Genomic DNA, 13,459 nt, shown 5'->3' with positions numbered 1-13,459 from the left:
CCAACCGCTCCGCCACCAGAGCCGGCACCACACCCGCCGTACCGTCCGTCGACGCCATCCCCGTCACCACCAGATCAAAGCCCACACGCTCGATCGCCTTCGCCAGCACCAGCGACGTCCCCATCACATCACTGCCGTGCAGACCCTCGTCCTCGACATGCACCGCCTTGTCCGCACCCATCGACAACGCCTTGCGCAACGCGTCCCTCGCATCCTCAGGACCCACCGTCACCACCGTCACCTCGGCACCATCCGACGCCTCGGCAATCTGCAACGCCTGCTCCACCGCATACTCGTCCAACTCCGACAACAGACCGTCCACCGCACCACGATCCGTCGTCAGATCCCCCGCAAAGTGACGATCACCCGTGGCGTCAGGCACGTACTTCACCGCTACAACGATCCTCAAGCTCACTTGATGTCCCTTCACACGATCGGTTTGCTGATTACGGCAGGTTGCGGGCCATGACGATGCGCTGGACCTGGTTGGTGCCCTCGTAGATCTGGGTGATCTTCGCGTCCCGCATCATGCGCTCGACCGGGTAGTCCCGCGTGTACCCGTAACCGCCCAGCAGCTGCACCGCGTCCGTGGTGATCTCCATCGCCGCGTCCGAGGCGTAGCACTTCGCCGCCGCGCCGAAGAAGGTCAGGTCGCCGTCGCCCCGCTCGGACTTGGCCGCGGCCGCGTACGTGAGCTGCCGCGCCGCCTCGAGCTTCATCGCCATGTCCGCCAGCATGAACTGGATGCCCTGGAACTCCGCGATCGCCTTGCCGAACTGCTTGCGCTCCTTGACGTAGCCCTTGGCGTAGTCCAGCGCGCCCTGGGCGATGCCGATCGCCTGCGCCGCGATCGTCACGCGGGTGTGGTCCAGCGTCCGCATCGCGGTGGCGAAGCCGGTGCCCTCCGCGCCGATCATCCGGTCGGCCGGGATGCGCACGTTGTCGAAGTACACCTCACGCGTGGGCGAGCCCTTGATGCCGAGCTTCTTCTCCGGGGCCCCGAAGGACACGCCCTCGTCGCCCTTCTCCACCACGAAGGCCGATATCCCCTTGGAGCGCTTCTCGGGGTCGGTCACCGCCATCACCGTGTAGAACTCCGACACGCCGGCGTTGGTGATCCAGCGCTTGACGCCGTTGAGCACCCAGAAGTCGCCGTCGCGCACCGCGCGGGTCTTCATCCCCGCCGCGTCGGAGCCGGCCTCGGGCTCCGAGAGGCAGTAGGAGAACATGCCCTCGCCCCGCGCCAGCGCGCCCAGGTACTTCGCCTTCAGCTCCTCCGAGCCGGACAGCTGCACCGGCAGCGAACCGAGCTTGTTCACGGCCGGGATCAGCGACGAGGAGGCGCACACGCGGGCGACTTCCTCGATGACGATCACGGTGGACAGCGCGTCCGCGCCCGCACCGCCGAACTGCTCCGGCACGTGCACCGCGTGCAGGTCGTTCGCCTCCAGCGCCTCGCGCGCCTCCTCGGGGAACCGCCCCGCCTCGTCCACCTCCGCCGCGAACGGCGCGATCTTCGCCTCCGCGAGCGAACGCACCGCGTCACGGAGCATGTCGTGCTCCTCCGACGTCCGGAACAGGTCGAATTCCTGGCTCACGATCGGTCACTCCAGTCCGTGTACGGCGCCTATGGCATCGAGTACCCTCAATTATGCACACTCAGTGCCATCCGTAAGCCCCCGATGCTAGATTTTTGGACCATGACCACGAAGCCCCCGATGCGGGACGCACTCGTCGCAGCGGCCTTCCGGCTCTTCCTGGAACGCGGCTACGAGGCGACGACGATCGACGACATCGTCGCCCTGGCGGGGGTCGGCCGGCGGTCGTTCTTCCGCTACTTCCCCTCCAAGGAAGACGTGGTCTTTCCCGACCATGAGCGCGCGCTGGCCGAGATGACCGAGTTCCTGGACGCGAGCGCGGACGCCGACGACCCGGTGTCCAAGGCCTGCGGCGCCGCCCGCCTGGTGCTGAACATGTACGCCGAGAACCCCACCTTCTCCGTGCAGCGCTACCGCCTCACCAAGCAGGTGCCCGGTCTGCGGGCGTACGAGCTGTCCGTGGTCTGGCGCTACGAGCGCGCGCTCGCGGAGTACCTCGGGGCGCGCTTCGCCGGCCGGCCCGACGGCAAGCTGCGGGCCGACGTCATCGCCGCCGCCGTGGTCGCCGCGCACAACAACGGCCTGCGCTCGTGGCTGCGTTCCGGCGGCGAGGGCGACGCCTTCGCCGCGGTGGACCACGCGCTGGACTACGTGCGCCGCGGCTGGAACGCCGAGGGCGCCGCGGCGGCCGGGGAGCCGCCGGAGACCGAGGACGACGTCGTCGTCGTGATCACCCGGCGGCGTACGCCGATGTGGCGGGTGGTCCGGGAGATCGAGTCCTCGCTGGAGGGGGAACGATCCCCCTCATAAGGAACTGAGTACCCCGATCGGGGCACCCAGTTCCCCCCAACGCCTCGGGTTCCCGCTACGCACCGTCCGGGCAGGTCAGAGCGGATCCGCGCCCGGCTCCGCGCGCTGCACCGGGAGCGCGCCCTCGGGGTGCTCGTACTGCCGGGACTGGAGCGTGTACATCTCCCGGAACAGGCCGGGACCGGCGGCGTCCGCCATCAGCGCCTCGAAGCTGCCGCGCTCGACGACGCGGCCCGCGTCCAGGACGTAGATCTCGTCGGCGTGCCGGACGCTGTGCAGCCGGTGGGTGATCAGGACGACGGTCTGACCGTCGTCGGCGAGCTCGCGGATCAGGTCGAAGACGCGCTGTTCGGCCTGGGCGTCGAGGGCGCTGGTGGGCTCGTCCACCACGAGGATCTCGGCGTCCCGGTACTGGGCCCGGCTGAGTTGGAGGCGCTGCCACTGGCCGCCGGAGATCTCGTGGCCGCCGCGGTAGCCGCGGGCGAGCAGGGTGTCCCAGCCGTGCGGGAGGGCGGAGACGACCTCGTCGGCCCCCGAGTAGCGGGCGGCGTCGTCGAGGCGGTCGCCGGTGAGGGGGGCGCCGGGGCGTCCGATGGCGACGTTGACCCGGGCGGTGAAGGGCCAGCGGCAGGCGTCCTGGGAGACCAGGGCGATGCGGTCGAAGATCTGGCGGCGGTCGGCGTCGGCGGCGTCCACTCCGTCCCAGCGCACGCGTCCGGCGTCCGGGGCGTACAGACCGCACAGCAGCTTGGCGAGGGTGGTCTTGCCGCTGCCGTTGCGGCCGACGAGGGCGACGATCTTCCCGGCCGGGATGGTGACGTCGACGTCGCACAGGGCCGGCCCCTTCTCCGTGCCGGGGTAGCTGAAGGTGACGTTCTCGAAGTGGATGGCGTCGACGCGCTCGGGGAGGTCGAGTCCGCCGGGCGGGATCGCCAGCCGGTCGGCCTCGGTGCACAGCCGGTCGAGGTCGGCGACGAACAGCGCCTCCTCGTGCAGGTAGCCCAGTTGGACGACGAGCCGGTCGAGGGAGTTGGAGCCGGTGCGGATGGCGATGACCGCGGTGCCCGCGACCGACAGCGCCATCGCCCCGCTCCACAGCAGCGCGCCGAGCGCGCCGTACGTCGCCGCCGTGGCGAGCCCCGTCCATGCGGCGGCCGTCAGCCCGGTGCGGGCGGCCAGCCGGGCGAGCCGGGTCTGCTCCTGCTCGCCGGTCTCGGCCATGGCCCTGAAGTGCCGCAGCAGGAACGGCCCGAGGCCGTGCACCCGCACTTCCGGTGCCGCCTCCCGGTCGATCAGCAGCCGCCCGAGCAACTGCCCGGCGCGGGCGTGCTGCACGAAGTTGTGGAAGGAGATGTAGCGCCGTCGCGCGATGGTGAGCGCGCTCCAGGCGCTGGGCAGGGTCATCAGTCCGAGCAGCGGCAGCAGCGCGGGGTGCAGGACGGCCAGGACTCCGGCCGCGGCGCCCAGTGAGATGACGGCGTTGACGACCTCCGCACAGAACATGATCATGCGGCGGGCCGAGGCCGCGCCCCAGGACGCGGAGTCCAGCAGTTTGTGGAACTCCTCGTCCTCCACCGCCGCCAGCTCCACGCGGGCCACGCGCTCCAGGTAGGTCTCGGTGGCCACCCGCTCCACCGTCGGCTCGAGCCTGCCCGTACCCGCCGTGGACACCGAGCGCAGCAGCGCGCCGGTCAGGGCGGCGCCGGCCACGACCGCCAGGGCGGGCGCGGCGCCTGTCAGCCGCTCGCTGGTCTCCCCCGGCAGGAGGACCCGCGCGAGCACCGCGTTGACCGCGACCAGGCTCACCGCCTGGACGATGCCGCGGCCCACCTCGGCCAGCGCGACCGCGCGCAGTGCCCGCGGGTCGGCGCGGTGCGCCAGGCGCACGCTGGTGGCGACGAGTTGCGGCAGCCGCCGGATCATCGCGCGCAGGCCCAGTTCCAGGAAGGAGCCGTCGTGCTTGTTCCACCCCATGTCGTAGCGGAGCGGTCCGCCGAACAGCAGTCGCTCCGACTCCGAGACCTCCTCCGGCTCCAGCGCGTCAGTGGTCCTCGTCTTCCCCATGCGCAGTCCCCCCTCGACCGAATCGGACGTACGCTCGGACAACGCCGCGGCCCGGTCCCCCGTAACGGGGAATCGCGGATGATTTTCCGCCGGTTTGTTCGGTATCACTCCGGTGCCGTTACCGGGCATCCGCCCCGCTTTGCATGTGCTTTAAATTTGTACGATCAGGCCCCCGGGCATAGCGTGAACCCATGGCCGAGACTCCGCAGCAGACCGGTTCCCCCGTCCGTCAGAACGTCACCTTCACCAGCGCAGGAACGACCGCGCACGGCTACCTGGCGCTGCCGCCCGCCGGGCACGGTCCGGGCGTGATCGTGATCCAGGAATGGTGGGGCCTGAACGACCACATCGCCGACGTCACCGAACGCCTGGCCAAGGAGGGCTTCGTCGCCCTCGCCCCCGACCTGTACGGCGGCAACGTCGCGCACGACTCCGGCGAGGCGCTGCGCATGATGCGCGCGCTGCCGGTGGCGCGCGGCGTCGAGCTGCTGTCCGGCGCCGTGGACTACCTCCTCGGGCGCCCCGAGGTCACCTCCGGCACGGTCGGCTCCGTCGGCTTCTGCATGGGCGGCGGTTTCGTGCTCTACCAGGCCGCGAACGACCCCCGGGTGAGCGCCGCGGTCCCCTTCTACGGGGTCGTCCAGGGCGAACTGCCCGACTTCGGCGGCCTCAAGGCCGAGGTCCTCGGGCACTTCGGCGAGACCGACGAGAGCGTCCCGCCGGCCGTCCTGGTCGCCCTGCGCGACGCCATCCGCGAACAGGCCGGTGTCGAGGCCGACTTCCGCACCTACCCGGCCGGCCACGCGTTCTTCAACGACCAGCGCCCCGAGGCCTACCACGCCGAGTCGGCGGACCGCGCCTGGCGCAGCACGCTGGAGTTCCTCCACTCCCACCTGGGCTGACCCCACGCCCCGCGGGGACGGCACCCGGGACGGGGTGCCGTCCCCGCGGTTCACGGCGCGAGCAGCTGCAACCAGCCCGCCGAGCGGACGACACCGTCCACCGGCAGGGGACGGGCGCTCTGGAAGGACCGCAGCGCGGCCGCGGTCGCCGTGCCGAACACCCCGTCCACCGCCAGGGCCGCCCCGTGGGCGTTGAGCAGCGACTGCGCCGACGACACGGCGGCCCCGCTGTCGCCCTGGGCCAGCGGCGCCACAACGAGCACCTGCCAGGTCGCGGACCCGACGGCACCGTCCACCGGCAGGGCCCGGGCGCCCTGGAACGACCGCACCGCGGCCGCCGTCGCCGTGCCGAACACCCCGTCCACCGCCAGCGCCGCCCCGCCTGCGTTGAGCAGGTACTGCGCGGCCTTGACCCGGCTGCCGCTCTGCCCCTGCGCCAGGCGCGGCCAGTCGGCCGCGGGTGCGCCGAGGCCGGCGGGGAGCGGGAAGGGCAGCGGGACGAGCAGTTGGGTGTTGCGCGCGTCGACCGTGCCGCGTCGCTTGTCGATACCCCGGGCGACCGCCTGGATGTCGTTGACGGCCAGTTCGCGGGCGAGGGAGGCGAGCGCGGCCGGGGATCCGGTGTCGCCGCCGTAGGACGCCGGGGCGTCGGCGTCGATCATCGTGGTGAAGATCGACAGCGTGCCGTTGCCCTCGGCCACCTCCACGATCCGGCTCTGGACCGGCCAGTCGATGTGCGAGGCGGTGTTGACCTCCCAGAAGCCGCCGCTGAGCGAGGACGGCCAGGCGGGGCGGTGCGCGGTGACGGTGTTGGTGTGGGTGTGCCCGTCCACCATCAGGACCACGTTGGGGAAGCGCAGCAGCAGGGCGCGCAGGTCGTCGCCGCCGTAGGGCGCGTCGTCGTCGGTGTTGTCCATGGAGTCGAGCGTGTGGTGGCAGAACACCACGACCAGCTTGTCGCGGACGCCGGGCTGCTGCACGACCGTCCCGGGGCCCGTGCCGCCCGGGTTGGCCAGTTCGTACCGGGAGGAGACGGACTTGAGGGATCCCTCCAGCCACGCCCACTGGTCCTCGTCGATGGCGCCGTCGGCGCCGCCGCCCGGGTTGGTGGTGTCCAGGACGAGGTACTGGAAGAGGTCGTCCGGCGCCGAGGGTACGGCGTAGTAGGCGCGGTCGGCGCCGGAGGCGAAGCCGTGGCCCGCGGGGGTGCCGGTGGTGCGGAAGTGCTCGGCGACGAACTCGCTCCGGGTCAGCAGCCGGCGGGAGGAGTCGGCGGTGACCTTCGCCGTGGCGAGGGTGAAGTCACCGGTGAGGATGTCCGTCAGCAGCTCGACGTAGTAGCCGAGCCCGTCGTCGAGGACGTCGGGCACGCCCTCGACCTTGGTCAGCTTGGTGGAGCCGGTCGCGATGGCCTTCAGCGGGTCGAACGGCAGCGTGTCGGGCGGGACGTTGCCCTGGACGAGCCCGTCGTGGTTGCCGTAGGCGGCGTACCAGGGCATGCCGAGGCCGGTGGCGGTGAAGGGCCGCCGGGCGGCGGTGAGAAGACCGGTGACCAGGGGGAAGCCGGCCAGGTCGTTGTTGTCGGGGGGCGACTGCCGTACCTCGGGGTGCCAGTAGTGGGCGTCGGCGCCGAACGCGCCGGTGGCGACGCTCTCGTCCTTGGTGAGGTTGCCGGAGTCCGGCCGCACGCTGTTGCCGTCGAGCAGGTCGATGTACCAGCGGGCCTCGTTGTACTGGCAGTTGTCGACCGCGTCACCGGTGACGACGGTGAAGGCCAGCGGGGCACCGGTCCTCGGGCCGCGGCCGGTGCGTCTGATCGCCCGGCACATCGCGTCGGTGGTCTGGGTCGACAGGAACTCGTGGGCGCGGTAGGCGGATTCGGTGGGGTACGAGTTGTAGTGCGGCGGGCCGTAGTCGGCGAGCCGGTCCAGGCACTCGACGCGCAGCGGTGACTGGTCGTCGACGATGTGCAGGTCCGACATCTGGGCGAAGGCGGCGAGCGACCGGGTCACCACGGGCGCCGCGACGTCGGTGAGGTCCCGCCGGATCAGGTGGGGTTCGCCGGGGCCGGCGACGATCCCCCGGTAGCCGCGGCCGAGGTCCGGGCCGCGCTGAAGTGTCCGGTCCACGGTGGTGAGGCCTGCGGCGCCGGGGTCGCCGGCCGCCGTCGCGGCGAGGGCGACACCGAGCGGGCCACGCAGGTCGACGGCGGCGGCCACCACGCTCGCGGCGGTCACCGTCAGCATCCTTCGACGAGAAAGGGACATTCCGAATCCTGTTCGGTCGTCAGCCACCGTGCCGGGGCAGCACGGCATGGCGAGGGGACGGGAGGGGGGCGGCGCCGGTCCTGGTGGGGCCGCCCCGCGGACACGCGGAGGGGCACGGAGCGGGAGTGGGGGGAGCGAACCGTGGGGGGATCGGGCATGCGGAGGCGGGGCGCGGACCGGGCTCGCCCAGGGTGGCCCAGAGGGGCCGCCGACCGCAAGCAGTGGTACAGCCACTCAGTCACTGATCCGTGGCACGCCTCATCCCAAAGAGGTTCGCTCCGGGCAATTCCGTTACGGGAAACGGGAGTTCAGGCCTCGTAGTTCGGGCGTCCCGGCCCGTCAGGGAGCGCGTCCGCGACCGCGCGGACCGCCTCCTCGGGGCTCGACGCCCGCAGGAAGGTCCCGTCCCCGCGGCCCGCCGCGACGTCCCAGCCGGCGAGGACCACCGTGGGCCTGCCGGTGCGCATCGCGAGCGCCACCTCGCTGAGGGTGCCCCAGCTCCCGCCCACGGCGATGACCGCGTCGGCGGCGCCGACGACGAGCCCGTTGCGCAGTTCGCCGAGCCCGGTGGGCAGGCAGACCGTCAGGAACGAGTTCCCCTCGGCGCGGTCCCGCCCGGGCAGCAGCCCGACCGTGACGCCGCCGCGGGCACGGGCGCCCTCGCACGCCGCCTCCATCACGCCGCCGAGGCCGCCGCAGACCACCACCGCTCCCCGCAGCGCCAGCAGCTCGCCCACCCGGCGGGCGTGCGCGCGCTCGCGGTCCCCCGCGGTGCCGGGGCCCACCACGGCCACATAGCCCGTCCTCATACCGTCCCTCGATCGCCTCGGAGTGTTTGACAGGGTGAATATTTACGGATATTTGCTGGAGATGTGATTTCCCGCCACTCCGCCTTCCGCGCCGGTCTCGCGCTCCTCGCCACCACGCTGGCCGTCGCCGGCTGCGACGCCCACGGCTCCCCCGAAGCCTCCGGCACGGCCCGTGCGATGTCGGCGACCGCCGCCGCGAGCACCTCCACGTGCGCCCAGCGTGTCGAAGCGGCCATGAACGACACCCAGCGGGTGGGCCAGCTCTTCATGGGCGCGGCCGTACTGCCCACGACGCCGAAGGCCGACCTGGACGCGATGCGGAACTACGCCGTCGGTTCGGTGATGCTCGCCGGACGCAGCACCGCCGGCGTGCAGAAGACCCGGGCCTTCGCCGACCAGTTGCAGGGCATGCGGCAGACCGTCGCGGGGCAGCGGGTCGGGCTGCTGATCGGCACCGACCAGGAGGGCGGCCAGGTGCAGGTCCTCAAGGGCCCCGGGTTCTCCACCATCCCGAACGGGGTCACACAGGGCAGGTACACCGTCACCTGGCTGCGGCAGGAGGTCGCGACCTGGTCGGCCCAACTGCGCAGCGCGGGGGTGAACGTGAACCTCGCGCCGGTCGCCGACATCGTGCCCGCCTCGCTGGGCACCGCCAACGCCCCGATCGGCAAGTACGGCCGCCAGTTCGGCTCGACCTCCGCCGTGGTCTCCCCGCACGTCACGGCCTACGTCCAGGGCGGCACCCGCTCGAAGGTGCTCACGACGCCCAAGCACTTCCCGGGACTGGGCAGTGTGCGCGGCAACACCGACGTCACCGCCGGCGTGACCGACACCACGCTGACCCGCACCGGGGCGAACGTCGCCCCGTTCAAGGCCGGCATCGCGGCCGGCGCCGCGCTGGTGATGGTCTCCACGGCGACGTACCGGCGGATCGACGCCGCCCACCAGGCCGCGTACTCCTCGGTGGTCATCGCCGGGATGCTCCGCAAGGACCTCGGCTTCAAGGGCGTCGTCATCTCCGACGACCTCGGCAAGGCGGCCTCCGCGCAGTCCCTCGCCGTCGGGAAGCGCGCACTCGCCTTCCTGCGCGCCGGCGGGGACCTCACGCTGACGGTGCAGCCGACGGGCATCCCGGCCATGGCCGAGGGCATCCGCTACGCCATGCGGCACGAACCGGCGATTCGCACGCGGGTGCACGACAGCGTCCTGCGCGTGCTGGCCGCCAAGGAGACGGCGGGCGTGCTGACCTGCACCGCCTGAGGACCGGCCCGGTACGCGTCCGGCGCGCGGCGCGACATGGCGCAGCGGCGACGGCGTACCGGGCCCCGGAGGTGGCAGGGTCGGTACATGGAACGTCCCGCCTCCCCCGTCCGCGGCACGCCCCGCGGGCTCGCCCGCCTCGCCCTGGCCGCCGGGGTCGCGGCCCTGGCGCTGCCGGTCGTCCTCGCCGGACTGAAGAGCCTGCTGCTGGTGGCCGTGGCCCTCGGCGGCACCGGGGTCACGGCGGCCGGCGCCTGGTGGGTGCTGACCCGGCGCGGACCGGTCAGGGCGCTGGCGGTGGCCCTGACCGTGGCGGCGCCGGTGGCCGTGATCCTGTACTACGCCCACGCGAACCTGCTCTGGGTCGCACTCACCTCCCTCGCGCTGTGGATCCTGGCCCTGACCTGCGCGCGCGCCGCAGTGCACGGGGCCGGGCAAGCGGACCGGCACGTCCGGGAACGGCCGGCGCCCCCGCCGCGACGCCCGTTCCTGATCATGAACCCGCGCTCCGGCGGCGGGAAGGTCGGGCGCTTCGGCCTGAAGGAGAGGGCGGAGGCGCTGGGGGCCCGGGTCACCCTGCTCGACCCGGCCGATCCCCAGGACGTGGCGGCGCTCGCCCGCGCGGCCGCAGACGAGGGCGCCGACCTGCTCGGCGTGGCGGGCGGCGACGGCACGCAGGCGCTGGTCGCGGCGGTCGCCGCGGAGCGCGGTCTGCCCTTCCTCGTGATCAGCGCGGGCACCCGCAACCACTTCGCCATGGATCTCGGACTCGACCGGGAGGATCCGGCCGCCTGCCTGGACGCGCTCACCGACGGCGTGGAACTCCGCGTCGACCTGGGCTTCGTGGACGGCCGGCCCTTCGTCAACAACGTGTCCTTCGGCGCCTACGCGGCCGTCGTGCAGAGTCCCGCCTACCGCGACGACAAGGTCGGCACGATCCTGGAGCTGCTGCCGGACCTGCTCACCCGGCGGTCCGGCAGCCGGCTCACCGCGCGGGCGGGCGCGACCGTGCTCCACGAGCCGCAGGCTCTTCTGGTGAGCAACAACCCCTACCGCACCGGCGACCCCGCGGGGCTCGGCCGCCGGGACCGGCTCGACACCGGCATGCTCGGCGTGCTCGGGGTCACGGTCGACAACGCGGCGCAGGCCGCTGCCCTGCTGATGGGTCCGCAGGCCCCGGGGCTGTCCGTACTGACGGCACGTCAGGTCGTGATCGGCTCGGACGCTCCGCAGGTCGAGGCCGGCGTCGACGGCGAGGCGCTGGTCCTGCCCGTGCCCGTGCGCTGCGAGATCCGCCCGGGCGCGCTGCGCGTCCGCCTCCCCCGCGACCGGCCGGGCGTCCCGGTCACCGGCGCGCGCCTGGACTGGGCCCACCTGTGCACGCTCGCCCTGACGATGGGACGCACGCCGACGTGACGCCCCGGCCCCGCCGCCGGGGGCGGCGCTGCCGCTCAGCGGAATCACGCCCTCCTCTCCGGCCGGCCGAGGCGGCACGCCGCCGCACGCCCCCGTACCCGCGCAGCTGCCCGCCCGTCAGCGTCTGACGAGACTGGAGTCGCGCACGACCAGTTCGGGCTGGAGGACGACCTGCCGGTGCCGGTGCTCGCGGCCGGACGGGTCGGTCTCCTCCAGGAGCATGCCGGCGGCCATCGCGCCCATGGTGGCCGCGGGCTGCCGTACCGAGGTGAGCGGCACGGCCGCCGCCGCCGCGAACTCGATGTCGTCGTAGCCGACGATGGAGATCTCGCCGGGCACGCTCACCCCCGCCGCGTACAGCGCCTGCAGCACGCCGAGGGCGAGCAGGTCGTTGGCGCAGAAGACGGCGGTGGGACGCTCGGGCAGGCCCAGCAGCCGGTGGCCCGCGTCGCGGCCGGAGGCCACGTCGAGCCGCTCGGTGGGCAGTTCACGCAGGGCCTCCGCGGGCACGCCCGCCTCGGCGAGCGCGGCCAAGGCGCCCGTGCGGCGGTCGCCGACCTGCTGGAGATGGGCGGGCCCGCTGACGTAGGCGATGCGGCGGTGGCCGGCCGCCAGCAGATGGGCGAGCGCCATCCGGCCGCCCGCGACGTCGTCCACCGACACCGAGCACCCGTCGGCGCCCGCCGAGACCCGGTCCACCAGCACGAAGGGGATGCGGTGGCGCCGGAAGGCGGCCAGATTGCCGGAGGTCCCGGCGTCGGCGGGCGTCACCAGGACGCCGCGCACCCGCTGCTCCGCGAAGAGCGACAGGTACGCGGCCTCCTCCTGGGGGCTCTCGGCGCTGTTGCAGACCATCACGCCGAAGCCCGCCGCCCGGGCGGCCCGCTCGGCCCCGCGCGCCACGTCGACGAAGAACGGGTTCGCCATGTCGAGGACGAGCAGGGCCATGATGCGGCTGCGGCCCGCCCGCAACTGACGGGCCGATTCACTGCGCACGTACCCGAGGCGGGTGATCGCGCGCTGGACCCGGGCACGGGTCCCCTCGGGAACCGAGTCCGGCCGGTTGATCACATTGGAGACCGTGCCCACGGAGACTCCCGCCTCCCGGGCGACGTCCTTGATCCCCACGGCCCGTGCCCTGTCCGTCACGCCGGCGCTCTCAGAACTTGAACTGGTCGACGTTGTCCTTGGTGAACACGGTCGGCTTGCCGAGCACCACCACACCGTCCTTGCCGATGGTGAAGTCGCCCAGGTCCCCGGCCTTGAAGGTCTGCCCCTCGGCGCCGCTGATCTGGCCGGAGGCCAGCGCCACGGCGGCGTAGGAGGCGAGCGAGCCGAGCTTGGACGGGTCCCACAGCTCGAAGGCCTCGACGGTCCCGTTCTTGACGTACGCCCGCATGTCGTTGGGCGTGCCGAGGCCGGTCAGCTTGACCTTGCCCTTGTACTTCGAGCCGGACAGGTACTGGGCCGCGGCCTTGATGCCGACCGTGGTCGGGGAGATGATCCCCTTCAGGTCCGGGTACTGCTGCAGCAGGCCCTGGGTCTGCTGGAACGACTGCTGGGCGTCGTCGTTGCCGTAGGCGACCTTGACCAGCTTGACGTCCTTGTACTTGGGGTCCTTCAGCTCGTCCTTCATGTAGTCGATCCAGGTGTTCTGGTTCGTGGCGGTCTGGGCCGCCGACAGGATCGCGATCTGGCCCTTGTAGCCGATCTGCTCGGCGAGCAGCTGCACCTCGGTGCGGCCGAGGTCCTCGGAGCTGGCCTGGGAGACGAACAGGTCGCGGCACTCGGGCTTGGTGTCCGAGTCGTAGGTGACGACCTTGATGCCGTTCTTGCGGGCCTGGTTGAGCGCGGTGCACAGGGCGCCCGGGTCCTGGGCGGACACGGCGATCGCGTTGACCTGCTGCTGGGTCAGGGTGTTGACGTACGAGACCTGGCCGGCGGTGTCGGTGCCGCTGCTGGTGCCGACCTCCTTGTAGGAGGATCCGAGCGCCTCGAGGGCCTGCTTGCCGCCGTTGTCGGAGATGGTGAAGTACGGGTTGTTGACCTGCTTGGGCAGGAAGGCGACCGTCAGGCCCTTCTTGGTGGCCGCGTTGGGGTCGGCGCTCGCGGCCTGCGTGGCGGCGCCGCTGCTGCTGCCGCTGTCCTTCGAGGAGTTCTTGGTGGTCCCCCCGCAGGCGGTCGCACCGAGGGCGACCGCCGTGGTGAGGGCCAGGACGACGGTGGCACGACGGGTGAGGGTTCTGCTGGACATGGTGATCCTTTCGCTGCCGGACGCGGGTACCGGAACACGGGGGCTTGCGATGACGTGCGGGGGGAGGACATGCCGAGGA

Annotated in this window: 11 protein-coding genes; 4 read left to right on the top strand and 7 right to left on the bottom strand. The window is 72.5% G+C overall.

Annotated features, from left to right (window positions below; genetic code table 11):
* The coding region (locus ACFYXS_RS12520) for an electron transfer flavoprotein subunit beta/FixA family protein (RefSeq protein ID WP_389246860.1) at nucleotides 1-415 on the bottom strand (415 nt) is incomplete at its 3' end.
* Between the two features lie 31 nt (nucleotides 416-446).
* Nucleotides 447-1,598 carry an acyl-CoA dehydrogenase family protein gene (locus ACFYXS_RS12515; RefSeq protein ID WP_389246858.1) on the bottom strand — a complete coding sequence of 384 codons (1,152 nt, stop codon included), beginning with the start codon at nucleotides 1,596-1,598 and terminating at the stop codon, nucleotides 447-449.
* A gap of 102 nt (nucleotides 1,599-1,700) precedes the next feature.
* Between ACFYXS_RS12515 and ACFYXS_RS12510 the strand changes: the two genes are divergently transcribed.
* Nucleotides 1,701-2,408 carry a TetR family transcriptional regulator gene (locus ACFYXS_RS12510; RefSeq protein ID WP_389246856.1) on the top strand — a complete coding sequence of 236 codons (708 nt, stop codon included), beginning with the start codon at nucleotides 1,701-1,703 and terminating at the stop codon, nucleotides 2,406-2,408.
* Nucleotides 2,409-2,483: 75 nt separating this feature from the next.
* Here the strand turns inward: ACFYXS_RS12510 and ACFYXS_RS12505 are convergent, their stop codons facing one another.
* Nucleotides 2,484-4,472 (bottom strand): ABC transporter ATP-binding protein, encoded by a 1,989-nt coding sequence (locus ACFYXS_RS12505; protein ID WP_389246854.1) that lies wholly within the window; start codon nucleotides 4,470-4,472, stop codon nucleotides 2,484-2,486.
* A gap of 191 nt (nucleotides 4,473-4,663) precedes the next feature.
* Between ACFYXS_RS12505 and ACFYXS_RS12500 the strand changes: the two genes are divergently transcribed.
* Complete coding sequence (locus tag ACFYXS_RS12500) at nucleotides 4,664-5,374, top strand: dienelactone hydrolase family protein (RefSeq protein WP_389246852.1); 711 nt, start codon at nucleotides 4,664-4,666, stop codon at nucleotides 5,372-5,374.
* Nucleotides 5,375-5,424: 50 nt separating this feature from the next.
* On the opposite strand, the gene ACFYXS_RS12495 is transcribed toward ACFYXS_RS12500, so the two are convergent.
* Nucleotides 5,425-7,611: a TIGR03767 family metallophosphoesterase gene (locus tag ACFYXS_RS12495; RefSeq protein ID WP_389246850.1), complete on the bottom strand. Its 2,187-nt coding sequence runs from the start codon at nucleotides 7,609-7,611 to the stop codon at nucleotides 5,425-5,427.
* A gap of 338 nt (nucleotides 7,612-7,949) precedes the next feature.
* Nucleotides 7,950-8,450, bottom strand: coding sequence for a TIGR00725 family protein (locus tag ACFYXS_RS12490; RefSeq protein ID WP_389246848.1), 501 nt, complete (start codon nucleotides 8,448-8,450; stop codon nucleotides 7,950-7,952).
* Between the two features lie 63 nt (nucleotides 8,451-8,513).
* Here ACFYXS_RS12490 and ACFYXS_RS12485 point away from each other — a divergent pair, with 63 nt between their 5' ends.
* Both ACFYXS_RS12485 and ACFYXS_RS12480 read left to right on the top strand, forming a co-directional pair.
* Nucleotides 8,514-9,710, top strand: coding sequence for a glycoside hydrolase family 3 N-terminal domain-containing protein (locus ACFYXS_RS12485; protein ID WP_389246846.1), 1,197 nt, complete (start codon nucleotides 8,514-8,516; stop codon nucleotides 9,708-9,710).
* Between the two features lie 87 nt (nucleotides 9,711-9,797).
* Nucleotides 9,798-11,126 carry a diacylglycerol/lipid kinase family protein gene (locus tag ACFYXS_RS12480; protein WP_389246844.1) on the top strand — a complete coding sequence of 443 codons (1,329 nt, stop codon included), beginning with the start codon at nucleotides 9,798-9,800 and terminating at the stop codon, nucleotides 11,124-11,126.
* A 117-nt stretch (nucleotides 11,127-11,243) separates the two neighbouring features.
* Here the strand turns inward: ACFYXS_RS12480 and ACFYXS_RS12475 are convergent, their stop codons facing one another.
* Both ACFYXS_RS12475 and rhaS read right to left on the bottom strand, forming a co-directional pair.
* On the bottom strand, nucleotides 11,244-12,275 hold the full coding sequence (locus tag ACFYXS_RS12475) for a LacI family DNA-binding transcriptional regulator (RefSeq protein ID WP_389246842.1): 1,032 nt from the start codon (nucleotides 12,273-12,275) through the stop codon (nucleotides 11,244-11,246).
* 10 nt (nucleotides 12,276-12,285) lie between these two features.
* Entirely contained in the window at nucleotides 12,286-13,380 is a 1,095-nt protein-coding gene (gene rhaS / locus ACFYXS_RS12470) for a rhamnose ABC transporter substrate-binding protein (RefSeq protein ID WP_389246840.1), read from the bottom strand.
* Nucleotides 13,381-13,459 lie beyond the last annotated feature (79 nt).

The organism is Streptomyces sp. NPDC002574 (genome assembly GCF_042889545.1).
Taxonomy (GTDB): Bacteria; Actinomycetota; Actinomycetes; order Streptomycetales; family Streptomycetaceae; genus Actinacidiphila.
This window is presented reverse-complemented; position numbering and strand designations above follow the sequence as displayed.